This window comes from Paenibacillus rubinfantis (assembly GCF_001486505.1).
In the GTDB taxonomy this organism is placed as follows: domain Bacteria; phylum Bacillota; class Bacilli; order Paenibacillales; family Paenibacillaceae; genus Fontibacillus; species Fontibacillus rubinfantis.
Genome location: NZ_LN909063.1, coordinates 21143 through 43631, shown reverse-complemented (window position 1 = coordinate 43631; position 22489 = coordinate 21143). Strand labels below are relative to the sequence as shown.

The window sequence follows — 22489 nt, the reverse complement described above, 5'->3', positions numbered from 1 at the left end:
TGGGTTCACCTCTTACGCATATGTTCTTCCAGGGTAGAAATATCTTGATACCAATCCTCGAGCTGGTGACCCTCCTGCTTATGTTTTCTTAGTTTTTCCAAGATGCTGTCATCCATATCCCGATAGGAAACGCCTAGTCTCCGCCCCAAAATATAACTGCTGACGATCAAGCTGGCAAGACTGTCCGTTACCCGTGTCGTGCTGCCTTCCCATAATGCCTTAAACAAACGGGATACGTGATCGACTACTTCCGTTTTGAGCCATTCAATCACCTTGGCACGTTTGGCCACATCCATTTCCTTTTGCATGGCGGACAGCTTCCACCCTCCCCGAAAAAAGCTTTATTCTTCATTATAGCATAATGCAATCGCGACAAAAGACGCAAACCTTTAGGATTTATTGGGTTTGTGCCGCATTTCGGGTCACGAACTTTTCGCAATATTCGATGATCTGGCTGCGCCGAACGATCCCGATGAATCGCCCCCGGTCATCCACCACGGGCACGAAGTTCTGCACCTTGGCCAGATTAATCAGGTCCTCCATATCCGCGTCGATCCGCACGGGCTTGATGTCCATCTTAAGCGGAACGTCCTTCAGCAGAAATTTTGAAGCGGTCTCAAAATTAATTTTGCCGTTCGAGTTTTTCATGTGCCATAACAGATCGCCTTCCGTAACCGTGCCGACATACGCCCCATCGTGATCGATGATCGGCACCGCCGTATAGCGGTGAAACTCCATCCGCTCCAACGTCTGCCGTAGAGTGGAATCCAGGGTCACCGCCACCACGTCATTTTTCGGAAGCAAAAAAAACGCTATATTCATGAGAACAAAATCCTCCTCATCCTTCATTCAGACTCCCCTATTTGATACGTTTCGAAACGGGATATGTTCCGGGACGAGCTGCGTGAAATCGGCAGCCGGAACACCGGACTGCCGAGGTCAGAAATAAATCTATAAAAGCGGGTTAATCTAAAGTATGATGCCCCAAGATGACTCATTCTTACGATCACGGGTTTGTCGCCGTTTCCTGCGGACCATTTTGCTCCGAATCTGCCTTCTCGGCATCGCGGGATTCCGGTGTAATCAGGGCGGACGCCTCTGTCTCCGGGTTCAGCCAGTTGTCGATCATCTCTTTGGCAAAGTCCACATCCTCTTCATTGGCCTTGTCGTAATAAATGCCATTGATCCGGATTCCTTCGCCCATGATCGTAAATCCGCTAATTTGCGGGGAAGCATCGCCCAGCAGCACTTGCTTGGACAAATCGATAATTTGGCTTGGCGGCAGGTCCGTCTTAAAATTATCGCCCATCAGGTTCATCAATTCAGGAATTTTTGTCACTTGGTTCAGCTTTAACATCCGGTTAACCATGGCGTTCAGGAACACCTGGTGCCGCTTCGTCCGGTTAAAATCGCTGTCCTCGCGGTAACGGACGAAGTTTAGCGCTTCGGTGCCGTCATACAGCGGTTTGCCTGCTTTAATCGTAAATTTCTCGTGGTCGGCCTGCTTATTGACGATATCCTTGGTGATCGGCAGCTCCACGCCACCCAGTTCATCAACGATATCCCGTACGCCTTGAAAATTGATGGCCGCATAATAATCAACCGGATACCCGATGAAGTTCTCCACTGTGTCTTTGGCCATTTTCGCACCGCCAAACGCATACGCATGATTGATCTTGTCTTCCTTATCTTTACCCACAATCTCCGTGTAGGTATCGCGAGGGATCGAGACCAACAGGACCTTGGCATCCTCCGGCCGCACGACCGCATAGATCATCGTATCCGAACGGGCCGTCTCGTTCTTGCGCTGATCCACGCCGAGCAGCAGCGTGCTGAACGGCTTCATCTTCTCTTCCTGTGGCTGTACCGGCTGGGTTGGTTCCTCCTCTAACGGGGAATACGAACGTTCTAACGTCGCCTCCACTTTACCCGCCAGGAATAAGTCAAAGGCCATCACGGCCAGCGGCTTGCGGAACAAATATCCCCCTGCCCCAACCACCAACAAGACGATCAAAGTTATGATGGCTATTTTTCTACGGTTCTTCTTTGGTTTCCTCTTTTGCCTTTTCTGTCGTTCGATCATTGATTTTACGCCTCCATCGCCGGTCTGGTTGATTTGCCCTTGCTTATCTATGTTCTCACCGCTCATCTACTGATCTACTCTACCTAATCTCTCATCTATAAAAACAACTCTACCGCTTCGTACTATAACACATCGGGGAATTCGGGTACAACAATCCGGCACATGCAGATGCTGGTCAGCGAACCAGAACGGATGCAAATAAGGTGTGACGAATAAAAGAAAGAGGCCCGCTCCTCCTTTCGGAGATCGGACCTCTGCATGATCTTTGCATCATTACAAACTTAGTTGCATTGTGCCGCCCGCCGTTTAGGCCATCGCAGTCCCTGGTTGCAGCGGGAAATGACATGCCACCTGGCGTCCAGGGGCAGCCTCTACCAACTGCGGTTCGACTTGGGAGCAACGCTCCTGGGCAAACGGACAGCGGGTGTGGAAGCGGCAGCCGGACGGCGGGTTTGCCGGGGAGGGAACATCCCCCTGCAGGACGATCCGCTCCTGCTTCCGCCCCGGTACCGGCTTCGGAATCGCTGACAACAAGGCGGCGGTATACGGATGAAGCGGCTCCGCAAATAACGTCTCCGTCTCCCCAACTTCCACCAGCTTGCCTAGATACATGACGCCAACCCGATCCGAAATATGCCGGACGACGTTGAGTCCATGAGCGATAAACAGGAACGTCAATCCGAGCTCTCGCTGCAGCTTCATCAGCAAGTTAATGACCTGCGATTGGACGGACACGTCCAGTGCCGACACAGCTTCATCCGCCACAATAAACTTCGGATTCAGCGCTATTGCCCGGGCAATGCCGATCCGCTGACGCTGCCCGCCGGAGAATTCATGCGGATAGCGATTGCGCCGGCTGGCGTCCAGCCCAACCAATTCCATCAATTCAACAACCCGCTCATCAATCTGCTTGGCGGTTAGATTGCGATGCACACGTAAAGGCTCGCCGATGATATCTTTGACCAAAAATCGCGGATTCAGGGAACCAAACGGGTCTTGGAAAATAATCTGCATCTCTTCGCGCAGCTTCCGCAGCTCCTGGCCCCGTAAAGAATGGATATCCCGGCCTTGATACACCACTTCGCCTTCCGTAGCCCCTTGCAGGCGAAGGATAACGCGTCCCAGGGTCGACTTACCGCAACCGGACTCGCCTACCAATCCAAAGGTCTCCCCTTGGCGGATCGCCAAGGATACGTCGTCTACCGCTTTCACTTGACCCACAACCCGGCTTAACAGGCCTTTGTGAATCGGGAAATACTTCTTGATCCCGCGGATATCCACCAAGATCTCCCCTGATTTCGAAGCTCCCGGTCGGTTTACCTTTATATTTGCCGTTTCCGTCACCATGCGGGTTTCACCTCTTCCCTGCTGCTGTGGTCATCGCCTATGTGTACCGGCTTATCTTCATAGAGCCAACATGAGGCGCGATGATCTGCCCCGATCATAAACTCCGGCGGTTCCTTCTGCCGGCAAACTTCCGTTGCATGCGGGCAGCGGGGGTGAAACCGGCAGCCGGAAGGCAACTGACCGATCGGCGGGATCGTTCCCTGGATCGTGTACAATTCTCCCCCCCGTTCCCCTTCAAATCCCGGGATCGATTGGAGCAACCCTACCGTATACGGGTGGCTGGGCTGATTGAAGATGTCCTCTACCGGGCCCTCTTCGACGATCGCTCCCGCATACATCACCGCAACCCGGTCTGCCATTTCCGCAGCTACGCCCATGTCATGGGTAATCAGCAGGATGGACATCCCAAGCTCGGCTTGCAGCTTCCGCAGCAGATCGAGGATCTGCGCTTGGACCGTGACATCCAGCGCGGTGGTTGGTTCGTCGGCGATCAACATCTCCGGATTACAGGCTAAGGCAATGGCAATGACGACCCTTTGACACATCCCCCCTGACAACTCGTGGGGATATTGCTTCGCGCGGATTTCCGGAGCAGGAATGCCGACGAGCCTCAGCAGGTCCACAGCCATGCTCCAGGCTTCATCCGCGTTCTTATTCTGATGCAGCCGCAAGCTTTCGGCGATCTGTTCCCCCACCGTAAACACCGGGTTCAACGCCGACATAGGATCCTGGAAGATCATCGCGACTTGGTTGCCGCGGATATGTCGCATCTCCTCTTGCTTCTTGGTGGTTAAATCCTGACCGCGGAACGTAATATTGCCCTCCATAACCATTCCGCCGGCATAATCGATCAACCTCATGATGGCAAGCGAGGTGACGCTTTTCCCGCTTCCCGATTCGCCTACCAAGCAAACCGTTTGTCCCTTGTCTATGGATAACGAAATCCGGTCGGTGGCCTTCACAACCCCATTCTCCGTCAAAAAGCCCGCCGTCAATTTCCGGATTTCGAGAAGTTTCTCCGCCATTTTGCCAGCCTCCTCCGGGATTTGTTGATATTCTGTCTTGGATCCAGCGCATCGCGGATACCGTCACCGATAAAGTTCACCGCAAGGACGACAATCAAGATACACAAGCCAGGGTATACGGCCTGCATTTGATCAACCAACATAAACTCCTGAGCGTTACTTAACATGAGCCCCCAACTAGTGGCAGGCGGCTGTATGCCTAAACCAAGGTAAGACAAGGCCGACTCGCTTAGAATCGCCGCACCAACCATCAAGGTTGCGTTGACGATAATCGGGAACGTCGAGTTGCGCAGTAAATGGCGGAAAATAATCCCTGTATTGGATACCCCAATGGCGCGAGCGGCCTCCACGTACTGCATCTCCCTTAATTGAAGGAAGTTCCCCCGCACCAACCGTGCGATGCTCATCCAGCTTGTAAATGCCAATATCATAATCATATATTTGATTTCCGAACCAAAGATGGCAAGGACCAAGATGTTAAGGAACAACGTAGGTACCGAGTTCATCACATCAACGATCCGCATAAATACAGTATCGATCCACCCGCCGAAATAACCGGACAGCGCACCGATAATCGACCCGATCACGACAGAAGCAAGCGCCACGGAAAAGCCGATTAATAAGGAAACTCGCGCGCTATATAGAAGCCTCGTGAATACGTCACGCCCCAATTCGTCCGTACCCAACAGATGCCCCTCGGCCCCTGCCGGGAGATTTGGGAACATCATATCGATCTTTGCCGGATCGTATTGGGTAAGCCATGGCGCAAATATAGCGGCCAGAATAAAAATCAGCAACACCCCTAACCCGGTCATCGCGTAGGGATTATGCGAGAACTTCTTCCATAACAGAGCCCAAGGGCCTAACGGTTTCTTGGCCGGAAGCGCGGCTGTCGAATCTCTAAGATTAGGCGCTTGATTCGGTTCAGGAGTTAACGCTCCCGGAGACGTTCTCGGCGATATGGTTACTTTCATATCACTCATGCGGCCTTCGTCCCCTTTCCTCCCAATTTCACCCGAGGGTCGACAATGGCGTACAGAATGTCCGCCAGCAAACTACCAAGAACAACGACGACAGCGGTGACAATCGTAATTGCCATCAGCACGGAGTATTCCCGCGCCGTTGCCATCTCGACATATAGACGTCCCATCCCCGGCCAGTTAAATACATTTTCTGTGAGGGCTGCACCACCCACAAGCAGCGGCAAATCCAATCCTAATATCGTAATGATCGGGATCAGTGCATTACGCAAAGCGTGCCGGAACACAACCTTTCTTTCCTTAACGCCTTTTGCACGAGCCGTACGGATGTAATCTTGCTCCAATACCTCCAACATACTAGCTCGAGCGTATTTAATATAGGAAGCAAGAAAACCAAGAGAAAGCACCGTAACCGGAAGTGCTAAATGCATAAATAAGTCGGCGATACTGCCTTCTTTGCCGCGGCTATGCATGTCCGAAAGCGGGAACCAATCCAGACCGAGGGATAACCATTGCTGCAGCAAGATACCGAACCAAAACGTCGGCATAGCAAAACCTAAATAAGAGATGAAGGAAGCCGTCTGATCGGACAAGCCATATTCTTTCGTACTGTTGTAGATCCCCCAAGGCAGAGCAATTACGAGGGTAAGCAGCCAAGCAGCCCCCATCAGAATTAACGTATTGCCAATCCGCGGCCACAGCAAATCGCCAACAGGGAGGTGGTTCTTGAACGTATGTCCTAAATCGCCCTGAAGCAAATCGCCAATCCATCGGACATATTGCACGATGATCGGTTGATCCAGCCCCATATTACGCTTTTGCTGCTCGAACGCTTCCGGCGATAAACCCGGGGCAAGCATGACTTGGGTCGGTCCGCCCGGTGCCGCATGGATCAGCAGAAAAGTGACGATGGTGATCAAAAAAATGACCAGAACCGATTGCAGCAAGCGTCGGATCAGATATTCTGTCATTGTTTTTCCTCCTACATCAAGATAGGTATAAAACCGGGAAGAGCTTCTTCTCCTTGAAAGGGAGAAGGAGAAAGAGAATGCTCTCTTTCCCCTCCCGCGGTTCTATTTCCTGTATCCGCTCTTCTCCTTAATCGGTTACCCACCATTTAATGAGGTGGAAGTATTGGCCATAGCCCAACGACGGTTCAGGCCGGTCCTCCTCTGCCCAGTGAACTCTTGGTCCTGTTCCGATCGCACTTCCGTATTGATATAGGAAGACGTACGGCAAGTCGGTCGAGATTTCCTTGGCAACTTCCTTATAAATCGCTTGACGTTCCGCTTGGTCTACCGTAGAGTAGCCATCCACCCACAGCTGATCAAGCTTCTCATTTTTGTACCAGCCGCTGTTTTGTCCTGCCGGCGGGAAGTACTTGGAAGAGTAAATGCTCTCCGAATCCGGATCCGGCGTGTTCAAAGACCAACCCAACAGAATCGCTTGATATTTACCAGGCGTCACGTTTTGATCGATCCAAGCCGCAAAGTCAATGCCTTTAGGTTTGACCTCAATGCCAACATCAGCGAGATTTTGTTGAATGATCGCCGAGACTTGCTCACGACGGCTGTTCCCCGCATTGTATTGCAATTCAAAGGAGAAGCGATGTCCATCTTTCTCCAGAATTCCATCCTTACCCGCAACCCATCCGTCTTCCGCAAGCAGCTGCTTCGCCTTCTCCGAATCATAAGCATAATTGACAGCTGCATCTTTCGGGTCAGCCCACGTATCCGGCAGGAACGGAGCGTTGATCAGAGCCCCAACCCCTTTAAGTACGTTGTCAACCATCCCTTGTCGATTCAAGGCATAAGCGATCGCCTGTCTTGTCTTTTGCCCTGCAAACAACCCGTAATTGTCCGGGAAGTTCTTCGAATCAAAGTTGAAGCTGACGTATTCATAAGTTGGTCCCGGCTTCTGGATAATCGCGACATCCTTATTGCCTTTTACAGCTTCGACTTGTGTGACCGGAATGGCACTAATATGGTCCGTGTCACCTTTCAAGATCGCCTGAACCTCGGTATTTTGGTCGGCGTAAATTTTATAGATCACTTGAGCGATATGAGGCTTGGTTGCGCCCCAGTAGTTCGGATCCACATCTAACGTATGGCTTTCGCCTTGCTTCCATGAAGTCCATTTCCAAGGACCATTGGTGACCGTTTTAGCTGGATCAGTACCATAGGCGTTAGCTTGGAGTTCCTTCACCGGGACATCCTTCAGGACATGCGCTGGAACCAATTCAGTGACCAGCGTGTATTGGAACGGAGCATAAACCTGTTTCAATTTAATATTCGCGGTATGATCATCCACTTTTTCAACTTTATCTACCTTATCAAATAAGCTGATACCCGGAGCACCTGCTTCTGGATTTCGTACCGTATCGAAGGTAAAGATAAGGTCGTCTACCGTTACCGGCTGTCCGTCGCTCCATTTAGCGGTATCTTTCAGCTTCACGGTATATGTCAAACCATCTTCTGAAATTTGGGGCAGCTCGGAGGCCAGAGACCATGGTTCTGCTACCACATTCCCTTCCCGATCCAAGTCATACAGCTTGGCGAATAGGAATTGAGCCACATCGCCGGAAGACGTATCATTAATGAAAATAGGATTAAGGCTGACGATATCAGAGAAAGTACTTAACGTAATTGTACCTCCATCCACCGGCTCATTTGCCGCTGGTTCTGTTTCCGGTTCCGTTGTATTCTCTGGAGTTGTGTTCTCTGTAGGAGTCGGCGTATTGGAAGCTGTGTTATTGGTACTGCAACCCGTAAACAAAATACCTACGAGGGATAAAATAAGTAAGATGGACCATAAACTTCTCTTCTTTGCCACCATGTGAGTTGACTCCTCCTTGTTAATTAAGTTGAGAACGAGCATGTTCGCCTAGCTTGATCTTGCTTGGATATACCTTCCAATCTCCCCCTTTTTAGTTCTCTTGTTGCTTCTAACAGTGCTTAAGCCTGGATAAACAACTTACTTACTCACCTTTAGCCCTACTCGCCCTGAAACCATCCCTCAGAATCAGCGACTTGCGTCAACGCTTGTGAAAAAGAGTGACATGGGTTCGATATAAACCATCGGTTAATAAGGGTCTTAAGCCGGTCCCAAGCAAGGGATAAACACCAGTTGAATTATTGTTCATAATACATGTGAAAATATCTCACGTCAATATCTTTTTTAATCGATTGTTGGACCCTTTTAACCCCTTAATTACTAGTATTTTATAGAATTTATGAATATGAAGCGTTTACAAAAAGTTGAACGTTAATTTTTCTTACTCGTACTTCACCACTAGTGTCAACAATTTTCGATTTAATTTTATTGATTTCGTCATTTATCGACGTAATCTTCTATCGATTTAGTGGGAATTTGTCGTAAGCTTACGAATCACCCTGACTTTAGTCCTCTGTATTTGGAGAATCGGGTAGGAGGCTACCCATTAATTGAGTAGCCGACCTCCCACACCACCGTACGTACCGTTCGGTATACGGCGGTTCCTAAGTTTTCGCAGTTACTTGTCGATAATAATCCGAGAAGAAGAGAAATCCTAAGCCCTTGAGGGTGTTATTTCCGAGGGACTTCGAGAGGACGGAGCTATTGGAGATTCTCCAGTAGCCCTTTCTCGTGTTTGCGTATTCCCATGCTTTTTGTCCTTGGATTCCGAGCGATTGCAGTTTCTCGAATTTCGTCCTCACTCGTTTCCACTGCTTCCAGAAGATCATGCGAATCCGCCTTCTCATCCATTCATCCGTGGATTGGAGCATACTTTTCATATCCGCTATTTTGTAGTAGTTGATCCACCCCATGATGTAGCGTCTAAGCTTTTCGGCTCGTTCTTCATTTCCCATCCCGTTGCTTCTGGACGTGAGCTCCTTTACTTTGGCTTTCATCTTGGCAGCGGATTTCGGATGAATGCGGACTCGTGTCTCTCCTTTCCTTTTGTAGAAGGAGAACCCAAGAAATTTAACCTTCCACGCCTCGTCCACCACTGTCTTTTCCCGGTTCACTTTGAGAAACAACTTCTTTTCAATGAAGGGAAGAATGTTCTCCAGTGTCCGTTCCGCGCTCCTTTTGCTTTTGCTGAAGATCAGGAGATCGTCCGCATAGCGCACGAAGCGGTGCCCGCGGCTTTCCAGTTCCTTGTCCAGTTCGTTCAGCATAATGTTGCTGAGAATTGGACTCAGATTGCCCCCTTGCGGTACGCCGATTTCCGTATCCTCGAAGCGGTGCTTCACGACAACGCCGGCTTTCAGGTACTTGTGGATGAGCGAGATGACCCGCCCGTCTTTAATGGTTCGGGATAAGACTTCCACCAATTTGCTTTGGTTAACGGTGTCAAAGAATTTCTCCAAGTCCATATCGACCACGTATTTGTACCCTTCTTCGATGTTTGATTGGCTTCTCTGAATAGCGTTATGTGCGCTTCTCTTGGGTCGGAATCCGAAACTGTTCTCCGAAAACTGTTTTTCGTAGATCGGGGTAAGCACTTGAGCGATCGCCTGTTGGATAACTCGGTCAACAACCGTAGGAATTCCCAGGTTTCTCTTCTTTCCGTTCTCTTTCGGGATTTCTACCCTTCGAACAGGATTCGGACGGTAGGTTCCGTCCAGAATGGATTCCTTGATGGTTTCTCCGTTCTCTCGGAGATATTGTAGAAGTTCATCTACTCCCATCCCGTCGATTCCGTGAGATCCTTTGTTAGTTTTGACCCGCTTGAACGCTTCGTTCATGTTGTCTCTGCTAACGATTTTCTCAAGCAACTCGTCCTTCGACTCGGTTGCGTCGGTGCTGTCGGTTTCAGGTATCCGCTCAGGACTGTGCGCTCCCGCATATTCTCCATGTTCCGCATGTACGTTTTGCGTCGAGCCTTCTCTTCGAAGTTGGCTGCACTTGACTCCTGTTTCGGTACCATTCATTAACCCACACCTCCTTAGGTTCAGCCCTTCCCTCAAGTTGTCGACTAACCGAGGTACTATGGCGTCTGCTGACTTCTCATGATAAATCTTGTTTCAACCATGATTTGAAATTCATCTCCTCACGTCCATGAGACCTCCCACGGTAAGACGCGTAACTTTCATCCCGTATACCCGCCGCATTTACATCCGCGTGTCCGTGCAGTTTATTGGATTTCGTCTTGTTTAGCAGACTCATCCCACTTTGGATGCCTGATGCGATTCGTGTTCCTCAGGCCGGGACTTTGCCTCCAGCTTCCTTCAGATTCCACCTCACGATGGACACCCTTGCTCTTGGCTAATGGTTGGCAACTGCCAGCCCCCATAGCGGACTTTCACCGCCTAGCTACGCGCCATGCGTGGCGCACTAAAAAAACAACCGAACCCTAAGGGTTCGGTTGTCGCTATAGCAGGTCACGCTTATTCCGTTGTGTAAGGAAGCAATGCGATTTGACGGGAGCGTTTAATGGCAATCGTCAAAAGGCGTTGGTATTTCGCGCTAGTGCCGGTAACACGACGAGGCAAAATTTTGCCGCGTTCGCTGATGAATTTCTTCAACAGTTCCGTATCTTTATAGTCAATGTGAGTAATTTTATTCACAGTGAAGTAGCACACTTTACGACGTTTGTTGCGGCCGCCACGGCGTGCCGGTCTTTTGTCGTCTCCGCCTTCTCTTTGTTTGAAGCTCATGCTTTTCAGTCCTTTCCGTTGTTAAAATGGCAAATCGTCATCCGAAATATCGATCGGTTTCCCGTCGTCGGAGAAAGGATCATCCTGATTGCTGCGCGTGAATCCGCCGCCACGGCTGTTGCCGCCGCTGCTACCGCCTCCAAACGGAGACTCTTCCCGCGTACCGCCGCCACCACCTGCACCGCCCTCGCGGTTCGATTCCAAGAAACGGACATTATCGGCAATAACTTCGGTTACGTATACGCGTTTGCCTTCGTTATTCTCGTAGTTCCGTACTTGAATACGTCCTTCCACGGCAGTTAACCGACCTTTACGCAAGTAGTTCGCACAAGTCTCGGCAAGCTGTCTCCAGGTTACGACCGGGATAAAATCCGCTTCACGTTCGCCCCCTTGCGAGGTAAACGGTCTGTCCACTGCAAGCGTAAACTGAGTTACCGCTACACCAGCAGGTGTATATCGCAGTTCTGGATCCCGGGTAAGACGTCCGATGAGAATGACACGGTTCAACAATCAAATCCCCTCCTTCGGGCAATGGTTACTCAAACTTGAATTAGGCTACGTCTTTTGTAATGAGATAACGGATAACCTCGTCGGAAATCTTCAAGATCCGTTCCAACTCGGCAACTACTTCTGGAGTAGCTGTGAAATTCACGAGAACGTAAACTCCATCACGAACCTTGTTAATCTCATACGCAAGCCGGCGTTTGCCCAACACGTCGTGTTTGGTAATTTCACCGCCGTTTTGGATGATGCCTTGGAATTTTTCGACTGTAGCTTGAACAGCTTCTTGTTCAACGTCAGGACGAATAATGTACATCACTTCGTATTTGCGCATCTGATTCACCTCCTCTTGGACTATGGCCCCCAATACGTATTCCGTTTGGGAGCAAGGAGCGAGCGTAAACTCGCACCATAGTAGTATATCAAATCGGAGGCGGCTGTGCAAGAAGCCAATTCTTTTCAGTCCTGCTCCCTTCGCTTTTATGCTTGTCAATAATTATCGGTGGCGCAAGGTACATGAATAAGCCCCTCTGACAAACACTAAGCGTGGATTCCAATGTGAGGCTGAAAGGAGGAACGACGTATGGGTGAACAAACGGAATTTGAAGAAGGCATGCGCGCTCCAAACCCGGGGGTATATGTTGAAGTTGGGGAGGCACGAAGCTTTCATACGCAAATTCAAAATCCAAAGCGGATCACGTTAGAGAAGGGCGAGAAATTCCCCGAGACGTCTAACAAGGACCGCAAGTGGAAAAAGGAAGAAAAAGCTCGGGTGCATTAACCAACTTTTTCCTCAAAAACAGAGGTGTATAAAAAAACGATACCTGCACATAATACAATCGACGGCGACAAGAGAGGTGTGGTTCCGTTGGTCCGTTTAAAGGGTTCCGCAGGAAACAAACCGCAAGGAGATCTTGTTCACGACTTGTAGAAGCGTCAGATCATGAATTAGTGAAGACCCCTCTTCCCTGATTCGTGCTTGCTAAGGCAAACATCGAAGTGTTTCTGTTTGTCGCTGAGAAAAGAAATCCAAAATCAGTTCGCCGTCAACCAGTGGAAGGACCCGTGAGGGTCCTTCTTTCCTTTGGGATCAAATCAAAAAAACTCCTACGCTACGCGTAAGAGTTCATCTTATTATAAATAAATGGCGGAGAGGGTGGGATTCGAACCCACGCACGCCTTGCGACGCCTAGTTGATTTCGAGTCAACCCCCTTGGGCCTCTTGGGTACCTCTCCACAGCAAGAATGATTGTATCATGAATTCATTCCGAATGCAATAGAGGGCATCCTTCATCCCATAAATTACTTATTCACTGGGCGTGACTGGCCCATTTGAATCGGACCCCTCCTGCGCGGGAGCCGCCGAACGAAGCACTTTACGCAGGTTTTTCTCGAACTTGGCCCGCGGCACTAACACGCTATGCTTGCAGCCGACGCATTTGATGCGGATGTCCATGCCCATTCGGATGATTTCCATCTCATTGCTGCCGCAAGGGTGGTTTTTTTTCATTTGTACGATATCGCCCAACTGAAAAGCTTTCCGCTCCATAGCTCATTCCCCCAATCCTATCCTCTTCTTAATTACTAAGCATACATCGCGGCCTGCTCCAACGCTTCTTTGGCATACGTCTGGATTTGCCGCTCGACCTCCGCCCGGATGGCCGGGGGACACTCAACCGCAATCCGAATGACGTATTCGCTTGCTGTTAGCGACTGTATGCCCAGGACGTTGGGAACCTGGGGAATCTGCCCCTGCTCCTCCTTCAAGCGCAACATGGCCCCTTGGAGCAGCTCTACGCACTCCTCCAGCTTCTTCGTGTTGCTGAACGGCAGATCAACCACCGCTAATGCGGTCCCGACAGAGAAGTTTGTCACGTTGGTGATCATTCCGTTAGGAATGATGTGAACTTCCCCCGTCCAACTCACCAGCCGTGTAGAGCGCAATCCGATAATTTCCACAGTCCCTTTGAGATTCCCCGTTTGAATGACGTCACCAACCGCAAATTGATCCTCCAGGATAATAAAAAAACCGGTAATGACATCCTTCACCAAACTCTGGGCCCCAAAACCGATGGCTAAGCCAAGAACTCCGGCTCCAGCCAGCAAAGGTGCCAATTTGAAACCCAACTCACCCAATACCAGCATGACCATAATAAAGTTGCTGGTGATGGAGGTTACATTTTTAAGCAGCTCGCCGACCGTAACTAATCGCCTCGGATTCATCTGAAGCCGGCTTTTTTCTCGTTTCTGCAAAGATCGATCGATCAAGCGAAACACGATACGGACGAACAGCCGGGTTAAGGCAAAAATAAAGATGATCCTAATTCCAGCATAGAGAATATTCGTCCACATATCCATATCTGTAAACCAATTCCATATTTTATCTTTCCAAGTTGTCACCGTATCGGCTGCCTCCTGAAAGACCGCCGGTTCTTCTGCCAGCCGCATATCTATCAATCCTTTTTCAGATTCAGATTTCATCACATAAACAATCGATCCCTCTCAGGGTTTATAGCTTGATGCTATCATAGCCCATCCCCTGTCGGGAGTAAATCCCCCGAATCTCTACCGATTCTGAAGTGATAATCCCTTTCACCGTATCTAACGAGGGTTCCGGAAAGCGAATCGATAATGCGCACCCGGCGGTGATTTCTTTTGGGGTGGGACATAAGTCAATCTCTACTTCTGCGTACTCCAACAGCATTTCGGCCCGCAGTGCCTGCTGAGTTGAATCAAAAGCCATCACCAACCATTCCTCTTCCACTTCGCTTCCCCTCTTTTCCTTAATGAGACTTTGGTACGAGTATATAATAAGCGTTTCTTCCATATACTATCTACTAAATCTTTGAAGTGCGAATCAACGCACTTGATCCTCTTCGGAAAGGAAGATTCCATGTCACAGATTCAACCGACCGTTCCAGGGCAAGAAATTCCTTATTTAAAAATCCCTCATACTGAACCCGGCATTCATTCGGCGATCATCCACCGGTTGCTTCTGCATTTTGGACAGGTTACCCCAGGGCAAGACATCGTTATTGTCTGCATTGGCACGGACCGTTCCACCGGCGATTGCTTAGGTCCCCTGGTTGGCAGCGCGTTGGCCAAATATCGCAGCTCGCACTTTTATCTTTACGGCACTTTAGAAGAGCCGGTACACGCGATGAATTTAAAAGAGACCTTAGAGGAGATCCACTCCCGATTTGTAGATCCGTACATTATCAGCATTGATGCCTGCCTCGGTCAAACGTCCAGCGTGGGTTCCATTCAAGTCGTTCAAGGCCCCCTCCGTCCCGGCGCAGGTGTAAATAAAGAATTGCCGCCGGTCGGCGATATCCATCTTACTGGCATCGTCAATGTCGGCGGCTTCATGGAATACTTCGTATTGCAAAATACACGTCTAAGTCTGGTCATGCGGCTTTCAGAGATTATCTCGAATTGCCTGTATACCGCAATTAAGGAGTGGACCCGGGGGTCGTTTTCCCTTGCCCGGCGAGAGCTATAGCTTCGCGTTCTTCCGGAGAGAGCGCATGCGACGACTCCCCTTTCTCTAATCCCTTGGCGTACACAAAAGAACCATCGCGATTATAAAGACCCGTGAGAACCACGCCATCCTGCTGATCATTCACAAACGCGATCGAGAAACTTAAATCGTTCCCCTTTTCGCCGAATGCATTATAACGTTTGATGGCGATTTTCGATTTTTGTAAAGGCAACCATTTTCGAATTTCAGCCAACTGCTGTCCTTGCTGTTCCTGGAGGTCTTCGATTTTGCCCTGCTGCATTTTTAAATCGATCAACAGGCTTTCCAGATCTTCTACGCCGGCACCCTTCATCATCAGTTCGTATCTTTTCTTCATCTTGCGCAACTTGCTTCCTTGGATCAAATTCCAAATCAACAGCCATAGGATCAGGAGAATTAAACCTCCAACGATCCAGCTTAATTGCTCAAAGATGAGATCATTCCATTCCCGCATGCGACTGTCTACTCCTCTGTGCTTGAAATCAATTGATTAGGTTTAAGATTGCCTGGATCAAAACTTGAAGCTCTGCCTCTGTCGTCATATCCCCCACGCTGGCTCGGACGGCTCCGCCTTGTAAAGTTCCAGCGGTTTGGTGGCCCAACGGTGTACAATGATACCCGGCACGAACAGCGATCCCATATTCCCTGTCCAGCTTAAATGCAATTTCAGAGGCATCACGCCCCTCAATCGTAAACGATACGATACCTGTCCGGGGCTGTCCCAGTTCAGGACCGATCAAATGAACCCCAGGGATTCCCTGTAGTTCCTTCATTAAATATTGCGTGAGTTCCCATTCCCGGCGATGGATTTGCTCCACGCCGCGTTCCAGTACTGTCTCTACGCCGGCGCCTAATCCGGCGATCCCCGGTGTATTTGCTGTCCCAGCCTCGTAACGATCAGGTCGTACGGAGGGTTGTTCGCTTTCCTCCGATTGACTGCCAGTCCCTCCATGTAGAAGCGGCTCTAGGTCAATGTCCGGATGAATATAAAGCCCCCCTGTTCCTTGCGGACCCAGCAAGCTTTTATGCCCTGGAAAAGCAAGCAAATCAATCCCCAGATCCTGCACGTTCACCGGATAACACCCGGCCGTCTGTGCAGCATCCACCAAAATTACAGCTCCATTCGCATGAGCCATCCGGCTTAACTCTTGAACTGGCAAAATACATCCGAGCAAATTTGAACTATGGGAGCATACTAGTAAACGTGTACGGGGGTTAAAAAGTTTCTCCACCTGCCGTAAATCTAATTGACCCTGGCGGTCCACCTCAGCATAATCCACTTGGATCCCTATCGTTCGCTTTAAAAACTCTAATGGACGTCTAACCGAATTATGTTCGACGGTTGTAGCCACAACATGATCCCCCGGCTTTAACCAACCCTTAATTGCTAAATTTAAGGCCGAGGTTGCGTTTGATGTGAACACAATATCATTTGGATTGGAAACTCCAAACAATCTTGCAAGCTTAACCCGGGTGTCGTACAGTACCCTTCCCGCTTGCAGCGCCATCCCATGATTTCCACGTCCGGCATTGGCGGCTGGTCCGTTTAGTATTTCCAACATAACTTCTCCTACCCTAGGAGGTTTTGGCCAAGATGTAGCTGCATGATCCAGGTAGATGACCGATTTCGTTTCGCGCAACAACGATTCCCTCCTTGGGTATCAGATGACAACCAAGAAATGACATACCCTTCTTTCTTAAGCCCTTTCCTGTAGGCTAGCAAAAGGTGGATATGTCATTTCATTTATCATTAGTTCAGCATATCAAGCAATCGTTGCAAATCCTGCTGGCTATAATAGTTGATTTCAATTTTACCCTTATCTTTGTTTGCCTTAATTTTGACCGTTGTCTTATATCGTTCACGCAAGCTCTCTTCGACTTCCTCAATATAAGGATCCCGTTTCTTGCCCGCAGCTTTGGTTTTCTCTTGCTTCTTGCGATCCAGTTGTTGAACCGCATCCTCCAAATCGCGAACGCTCCACTCATGGTCGATACACTGTTTTGCCAACTGTTTAATCGTTGCCGGATCCTTGAGTCCAACCAATGCCCGAGCATGTCCCATAGATAATGTTCCACGTGAAACATAGTCTTTTACTTCCTCCGGTAAGGACAACAATCGTAAAAAGTTAGCAATATGAGAACGGGACTTTCCTACCTTCATCGAAAGCTCTTCTTGCGTTAACTGGAATTGATCCATTAACCCTTGATAAGCTACAGCCACTTCCATAGCATTTAAATTCTCACGTTGCAGGTTTTCAATGAGCGCAATTTCCATGACCTGCTGGTCCGAGAAGCTCCGCACAACCGCCGGGATCGTCGCATTACCACAGAATTGTGAAGCACGGAACCGCCGTTCCCCAGCGATGATTTCATACCCTTTGAGTACGCTGCGTACAATAATCGGTTGAATAACCCCGTGCTGCCGAATCGATTCGGCCAATTCCCGTATAGCCTCTTCATCAAAGGTTTTCCGTGGTTGGTAAGGGTTGGCGCGAAGCTGATTAAGCGGGATTTCAATTACCTTATCATCATCCTGGATGGAAAGCGCGGGGATCAGGGCATCTAATCCCTTGCCCAGACGTTTATTCATAAGATACCACTTCCTTTGCCAACTCAAGATAAACTTCCGCGCCCTTCGAACGAGGGTCATACGTAATTATGGATTGCCCATGGGACGGCGCTTCGCTTAACCGCACATTACGCGGAATAACCGTCTTGTACACCTTCTGTTGAAAATATTTTTTAACCTCTTCAATGACCTGAATCCCCAGGTTCGTTCTAGCATCAAACATCGTTAACAGCACCCCTTCGATTTGCAGGGATGTGTTCAAATGCTTTTGAACCAAGCGTACTGTGTTAAGCAGTTGGCTCAGTCCTTCCAAAGCGTAATATTCGCACTGAATAGGAATAAGTACGGAATCTGCGGCGGTCAAGGAATTGATCGTCAAAATGCCAAGTGATGGCGGGCAATCAATCAAGATATAATCGTATAAATGACGAATCGGTTGTAACGATTTCTTTAGCCTCACTTCACGAGAAATCGTTGGAACCAACTCAATTTCAGCACCGGCCAATTGGATCGTAGCCGGAATGATATGCAAATTTTCGATTTCCGTATGTGCGATTGCTTCCTTTGGATGTACCTCATTAATCAATACATCGTAGATGCAATTCGCCACATCCGCTTTATTAATGCCAACACCACTTGTCGTATTCCCCTGGGGGTCAATATCGATCAGCAGTACCTTTTTCCCAATGGCCGCGAGTCCTGCTCCCAAATTGACGGAAGTCGTCGTTTTGCCGACGCCCCCCTTTTGGTTCGCTATGGCTATGATTTTAGACAATCCAGTTCACCTCAATATAATAGAAGAATCTCTTTGTAGTACTCATGAACGCATTCTAGGCTGCCTCTACAAAAAGACCTAAAGCAATGCGTGGTGAATACACCTGCCGGTCGATCTCAATTCAATACATGTCATGGATTATCCACATGTGGATAATTAAACGATACCGCGTTCGACAACTCCGTCCTAAGCCGAAAAAGAAGCTGACCTGCAACCTCGCGGTTAGGGTCAGCGAGTGAATTTATGAACGTTTCGGAATTTGAATCACAATTTCATAATGATCTTCATGATCCTTCTCTTCCGTTTTGATCTGCAAGCCCGACCCTGTAACCATATCGATCGACTGGCGAATCGTATTTAAGGCAAGTCGAACATCCTTTGTAAAGGAGATCCGTTTCGATGGGGACTTCTTGTTTTTAGCGACTTCCTTGTAGAAGGCGATACGTGCTTCTGTTTGTTTCACATTCAGCTCTTTACTGATAATTTCGCCCAAAACCTTTAACTGCAGTTCTACCGAATCTAAAGAAAGCAAAGCACGCGCATGACGTTCTGTAATTTTCCGTTCCATCAGCGCTGTTTTCACTTCCTCAGGAAGCTGCAAAAGTCTGATTTTGTTGGCGATCGTCGATTGATTCTTTCCAAGTCGTTGAGCCAAGCTCTCTTGGGTCAGCTGATGTAAATCAATCAGGTTTTGGTAAGCCATCGCCTCTTCAATCGAGGTCAACCCTTCTCTTTGAAGATTTTCGATCAAAGCGATCGATGCCGCTTGCGAATCGTTGAAGTCGCGTAAGATCGCAGGAATAGATTCCAGACCTAGCTTTTTGACGGCTCGCCAGCGACGCTCTCCGGCAATAATTTCATACTTCTCATTCCGGTAACGAACGACAATCGGTTGAATCACACCATGCGTACGAATCGTCTGGCATAGCTCATCGATTTTCTCGTCGTCAAAGATCGTTCGCGGCTGATAAGGACTGCCGACAATTTCCTCCACCGGAATTTGTCTAACTTCATCTCCGCTGCTTCGTTCGGTTAACCCAAACAATTTAGAAAATTGTTCTTTCATTCCGTCAATTACCACCTAGTTTCATAGTGACATAAGGCCAAGCCTTACGGATCATCCCCGCGGGATGACATTGCGCTAAACGAAATGCATTGTTCATTAAGCGTTACATACCCACCAAATCTGCTTGGTTTTTAGTATCTAAACCCTTAACAAACCCGATATATCTATTCTACCACTTTTTCCTCTATAATCCTATTCTCTAATTTAGAGAAGTTATAGAAAAGAAGATAGATTTACCGTTCAAAAGACAAAAAAATCTCCTTAGCTATGTTTCACGTGGAACATTTTGCTAAGGAGATATAGGTTAACCCTTATACCAACGGCGTTTTGGCCGGTGTTCCCGCTTTTCTAGGGTACTTTTTAGGCGTAGGTGCTGTCTTTTGGATAATCACCAAATGACGTTCCGATTGATCCAGTGGAAGTTGGAACTTTGGCGTGCGGACCCACTTTCCCTTCAACTCGGATAAGCTGCGGGCCGCTTCCTTAATTTCATCCGCCGGATTACTGCCCTTCATGGCTACAAATAATCCGCCGGGTTTCGCAAACGGCAGACAAAACTCGTTAAGTACCGCCATACGGGCAACAGCTCGAGCGGTAACCAGATCAAAGCCGTCCCGAAGTTCTTCCTGTCGCGCTAAATCCTCCGCACGTCCATGCAGCAAACGGACCTGTGATAATCCCAATTCATTGACCACATGCTGCAAAAACTGGATCCGTTTGTTCAATGAATCCACGATCGTGAGCTGCAAATGCGGGAAACAAATTTTTAAGGGAATGCCGGGAAATCCCGCTCCAGAGCCGATATCCGCCATGGATCCCATCTCCCCCATCGGGACATGAAAAGCCAAGCTGATTGAGTCGTAGAAATGTTTAATATAAACCTGCTCCCGTTCAGTAATCCCGGTGAGGTTCATCTTTTCATTCCATTCAACCAATATTTCATAATAACGTTCGAATTGCTTCAACTGCTCCTCCGATACCTGAATGCCATGAGCCTGAAGCAACGTGCAAAACTGGGCTTGTATTGAATCCAATGGTTACCCTCCTGCAGCCGTGACCCGGTTATAATGCTCTAGATACACCAGCAAAATGGAGATGTCCGCCGGCGTAACCCCCGAAATCCGGGAGGCTTGCCCAATCGAGATCGGGCGAATCTTGGACAGCTTTTGCCGCGCTTCGATGGCCAGACCTTGAATATCATCATAGTTGATCGTTTCCGGAATCTTTTTCTTTTCCATTTTTTGTAATCTTTCAACATGGATCAATTGCTTCTCAATATAACCGGCATACTTGATCTGGATCTCCACTTGCTCCTGCATCTCTTCATCGAGTTCCAACTCGGACGGAGAAATTGAAGCGATATGCGCATACGTCACTTCCGGACGCCGCAAAATCGTAAGCAGATTGCTTCCATCCTGAATGGGCGCGGAGCCAATCGATTCAAGCAGCGGGTTAATTTCAACAGGTCGAATTTTTGTAGCCTTCAATCGTTCAATCTCCTGCTCCACCTTCTGCTTCTTATCCAAAAACCGCGCATACCGCTCTTCCGAGATCAACCCGATTTCATGACCCAGCGGCGTCAGACGCAAATCCGCGTTGTCATGGCGGAGCAGCAACCGATATTCGGCGCGTGATGTCAGCAAGCGATAAGGCTCATTGGTTCCCTTCGTCACCAAATCGTCGATTAGAACGCCAATGTAGCCTTGGGAGCGATCTAGTACAACCGGCTCTTTACCTTGGACCTTACGAGCGGCGTTGATCCCGGCCATAATGCCTTGTCCCGCCGCTTCCTCGTAACCGGAGGTTCCGTTGATTTGCCCCGCCGTAAACAGGCCAGGTAATCGTTTCGTCTCCAGCGAAGGCCATAGCTGGGTTGGCACAACCGCATCATATTCGATCGCATAGCCGGTCCGCATCATTTGGACATTTTGCAGTCCCGGAACGGAGCGCAGCATTTTTAACTGAACCTCTTCCGGCATGCTGGTGGAGAAGCCCTGCACATAATACTCCGACGTATTTTTGCCTTCCGGCTCCAGGAAGATTTGATGCTTTGGTTTATCGCTAAACCGTACGATTTTGTCCTCGATGGACGGACAGTACCGGGGACCGGTGCCTTCAATCACGCCGGAAAACATCGGAGCCCGATCCAGGTTGTCCGTAATAATCTTGTGCGTTTCCTCAGAGGTATATGTCAACCAGCAAGGCAGCTGCTCATTGTCCGATTCTTTGGTTTCATACGAAAAAAACTTCGGCTTCTCATCCCCCGGTTGAATTTCCGTTTGCGAGAAGTCGATCGAGTCCTTATGCACCCGCGGCGGCGTTCCCGTCTTGAAGCGAACGAGCTCAAAGCCCAGCTCCTTCAAGTTTTGCGAGAGGCGCACCGACGGCTGTTGGTTATTGGGACCACTCTCGTACATCAGCTCGCCCATAATGATTTTGCCACGCAGATACGTTCCCGTGGTCAGTACCACCGCTTTCGCGCGATACTCCGCACCGGTCTTCGTAATGACACCAACGCACTGCCCGTCTTCCACGATGAGCTCCTCAACCATCCCCTGAAGCATCGTCAGGTTCGGCTCCTTCTCCATCGTTTCCTTCATGGCATGTTGATACAAGAACTTATCCGCCTGCGCGCGCAGCGCATGTACGGCCGGGCCTTTCCCGGTATTTAACATCCGCATTTGGATGAACGTTTTGTCGATATTGCGGCCCATTTCGCCGCCCAAGGCATCCACCTCGCGTACGACGTGGCCTTTGGCCGGACCCCCAATCGAAGGATTACACGGCATAAAAGCAACCATATCCAAATTAATCGTGACCATCAGCGTCCGGCATCCCATCCGCGCTGCAGCTAATGCCGCCTCGCAGCCTGCGTGCCCTGCGCCAACCACGATCACCTCATAGTTTCCGGCAACGTAGCTCATCTATCTCCAACCTCCTTTACCCTGTACCCTTCAAACTCTATCCGTAACATCATACCA

24 protein-coding genes and 1 tRNA gene are annotated in these 22489 nt (G+C 49.2%); 2 read left to right on the top strand and 23 right to left on the bottom strand.

The window, feature by feature from the left end:
- Window positions 1–5: 5 nt before the first annotated feature.
- The 12 genes from BN3277_RS05245 to rpsF all read right to left on the bottom strand — a co-directional run bounded on the left by BN3277_RS05245 (window position 6) and on the right by rpsF (window position 11912).
- Entirely contained in the window at window positions 6–308 is a 303-nt protein-coding gene (locus BN3277_RS05245; RefSeq protein ID WP_059041245.1) for a MazG-like family protein, read from the bottom strand.
- A gap of 88 nt (window positions 309–396) precedes the next feature.
- A complete protein-coding gene (locus BN3277_RS05240) occupies window positions 397–822 on the bottom strand; it encodes a CBS domain-containing protein (protein ID WP_059041788.1) in 426 nt (141 codons plus the stop codon).
- Between the two features lie 184 nt (window positions 823–1006).
- On the bottom strand, window positions 1007–2083 hold the full coding sequence (locus tag BN3277_RS05235) for an LCP family protein (protein WP_059041244.1): 1077 nt from the start codon (window positions 2081–2083) through the stop codon (window positions 1007–1009).
- Window positions 2084–2389: 306 nt separating this feature from the next.
- Window positions 2390–3430, bottom strand: a complete 1041-nt coding sequence (locus BN3277_RS05230) for an ABC transporter ATP-binding protein (protein WP_059041243.1) — start codon at window positions 3428–3430, stop codon at window positions 2390–2392.
- Window positions 3424–4455 carry an ABC transporter ATP-binding protein gene (locus BN3277_RS05225; RefSeq protein ID WP_059041242.1) on the bottom strand — a complete coding sequence of 344 codons (1032 nt, stop codon included), beginning with the start codon at window positions 4453–4455 and terminating at the stop codon, window positions 3424–3426. The genes BN3277_RS05230 and BN3277_RS05225 overlap by 7 nt, the downstream gene beginning before the upstream one ends.
- Window positions 4422–5438, bottom strand: coding sequence for an ABC transporter permease (locus tag BN3277_RS05220; protein WP_059041241.1), 1017 nt, complete (start codon window positions 5436–5438; stop codon window positions 4422–4424). The genes BN3277_RS05225 and BN3277_RS05220 overlap by 34 nt, the downstream gene beginning before the upstream one ends.
- A complete protein-coding gene (locus tag BN3277_RS05215; RefSeq protein WP_059041240.1) occupies window positions 5435–6406 on the bottom strand; it encodes an ABC transporter permease in 972 nt (323 codons plus the stop codon). The genes BN3277_RS05220 and BN3277_RS05215 overlap by 4 nt, the downstream gene beginning before the upstream one ends.
- A 127-nt stretch (window positions 6407–6533) precedes the next feature.
- The gene (locus BN3277_RS05210; RefSeq protein ID WP_059041239.1) at window positions 6534–8270 is read right to left on the bottom strand and encodes an ABC transporter substrate-binding protein; all 1737 of its coding nucleotides are present in this window, start codon (window positions 8268–8270) and stop codon (window positions 6534–6536) included.
- A gap of 662 nt (window positions 8271–8932) precedes the next feature.
- A complete protein-coding gene (ltrA, locus tag BN3277_RS05205) occupies window positions 8933–10351 on the bottom strand; it encodes a group II intron reverse transcriptase/maturase (protein ID WP_059041238.1) in 1419 nt (472 codons plus the stop codon).
- Window positions 10352–10807: 456 nt separating this feature from the next.
- The gene (gene rpsR, locus BN3277_RS05200) at window positions 10808–11077 is read right to left on the bottom strand and encodes a 30S ribosomal protein S18 (RefSeq protein WP_009223360.1); all 270 of its coding nucleotides are present in this window, start codon (window positions 11075–11077) and stop codon (window positions 10808–10810) included.
- A gap of 21 nt (window positions 11078–11098) precedes the next feature.
- A complete protein-coding gene (gene ssb / locus BN3277_RS05195) occupies window positions 11099–11587 on the bottom strand; it encodes a single-stranded DNA-binding protein (protein ID WP_059041237.1) in 489 nt (162 codons plus the stop codon).
- 40 nt (window positions 11588–11627) lie between these two features.
- Window positions 11628–11912 carry a 30S ribosomal protein S6 gene (rpsF, locus tag BN3277_RS05190; protein ID WP_059041236.1) on the bottom strand — a complete coding sequence of 95 codons (285 nt, stop codon included), beginning with the start codon at window positions 11910–11912 and terminating at the stop codon, window positions 11628–11630.
- Between the two features lie 249 nt (window positions 11913–12161).
- Between rpsF and BN3277_RS05185 the strand changes: the two genes are divergently transcribed.
- Window positions 12162–12359 (top strand): YjzC family protein, encoded by a 198-nt coding sequence (locus BN3277_RS05185; protein ID WP_059041235.1) that lies wholly within the window; start codon window positions 12162–12164, stop codon window positions 12357–12359.
- Window positions 12360–12723: 364 nt separating this feature from the next.
- Here BN3277_RS05185 and BN3277_RS05180 read toward each other — a convergent pair.
- From BN3277_RS05180 to BN3277_RS05165, 4 genes are all read right to left on the bottom strand, one after another.
- Window positions 12724–12814 (bottom strand) — tRNA-Ser (locus BN3277_RS05180).
- Window positions 12815–12884: 70 nt separating this feature from the next.
- Window positions 12885–13127, bottom strand: coding sequence for a DUF951 domain-containing protein (locus BN3277_RS05175; protein ID WP_059041234.1), 243 nt, complete (start codon window positions 13125–13127; stop codon window positions 12885–12887).
- Between the two features lie 35 nt (window positions 13128–13162).
- Window positions 13163–14026, bottom strand: a complete 864-nt coding sequence (locus tag BN3277_RS05170) for a mechanosensitive ion channel family protein (protein WP_059041233.1) — start codon at window positions 14024–14026, stop codon at window positions 13163–13165.
- A gap of 61 nt (window positions 14027–14087) precedes the next feature.
- The gene (locus BN3277_RS05165) at window positions 14088–14342 is read right to left on the bottom strand and encodes a putative Se/S carrier protein (protein WP_392396619.1); all 255 of its coding nucleotides are present in this window, start codon (window positions 14340–14342) and stop codon (window positions 14088–14090) included.
- 129 nt (window positions 14343–14471) lie between these two features.
- Between BN3277_RS05165 and yyaC the strand changes: the two genes are divergently transcribed.
- A complete protein-coding gene (gene yyaC / locus BN3277_RS24950; protein WP_082691330.1) occupies window positions 14472–15080 on the top strand; it encodes a spore protease YyaC in 609 nt (202 codons plus the stop codon).
- Here yyaC and BN3277_RS05155 read toward each other — a convergent pair.
- The 7 genes from BN3277_RS05155 to mnmG form a co-directional block, all read right to left on the bottom strand.
- The gene (locus BN3277_RS05155; RefSeq protein WP_059041231.1) at window positions 15031–15552 is read right to left on the bottom strand and encodes a DUF4446 family protein; all 522 of its coding nucleotides are present in this window, start codon (window positions 15550–15552) and stop codon (window positions 15031–15033) included. The genes yyaC and BN3277_RS05155 overlap by 50 nt on opposite strands.
- A 28-nt stretch (window positions 15553–15580) precedes the next feature.
- Window positions 15581–16741: an aminotransferase class V-fold PLP-dependent enzyme gene (locus BN3277_RS05150; protein ID WP_059041230.1), complete on the bottom strand. Its 1161-nt coding sequence runs from the start codon at window positions 16739–16741 to the stop codon at window positions 15581–15583.
- Window positions 16742–16848: 107 nt separating this feature from the next.
- The gene (locus tag BN3277_RS05145; RefSeq protein ID WP_059041229.1) at window positions 16849–17688 is read right to left on the bottom strand and encodes a ParB/RepB/Spo0J family partition protein; all 840 of its coding nucleotides are present in this window, start codon (window positions 17686–17688) and stop codon (window positions 16849–16851) included.
- Window positions 17681–18442, bottom strand: coding sequence for a ParA family protein (locus tag BN3277_RS05140; protein WP_059041228.1), 762 nt, complete (start codon window positions 18440–18442; stop codon window positions 17681–17683). Before BN3277_RS05140 ends, BN3277_RS05145 begins: the two co-directional genes overlap by 8 nt.
- Before the next feature lie 241 nt (window positions 18443–18683).
- Window positions 18684–19508 carry a nucleoid occlusion protein gene (gene noc / locus BN3277_RS05135; RefSeq protein ID WP_059041227.1) on the bottom strand — a complete coding sequence of 275 codons (825 nt, stop codon included), beginning with the start codon at window positions 19506–19508 and terminating at the stop codon, window positions 18684–18686.
- Between the two features lie 311 nt (window positions 19509–19819).
- Entirely contained in the window at window positions 19820–20542 is a 723-nt protein-coding gene (gene rsmG, locus BN3277_RS05130) for a 16S rRNA (guanine(527)-N(7))-methyltransferase RsmG (protein ID WP_059041226.1), read from the bottom strand.
- Between the two features lie 3 nt (window positions 20543–20545).
- Entirely contained in the window at window positions 20546–22432 is a 1887-nt protein-coding gene (gene mnmG, locus BN3277_RS05125; protein WP_059041225.1) for a tRNA uridine-5-carboxymethylaminomethyl(34) synthesis enzyme MnmG, read from the bottom strand.
- Between the last annotated feature and the right edge of the window lie 57 nt (window positions 22433–22489).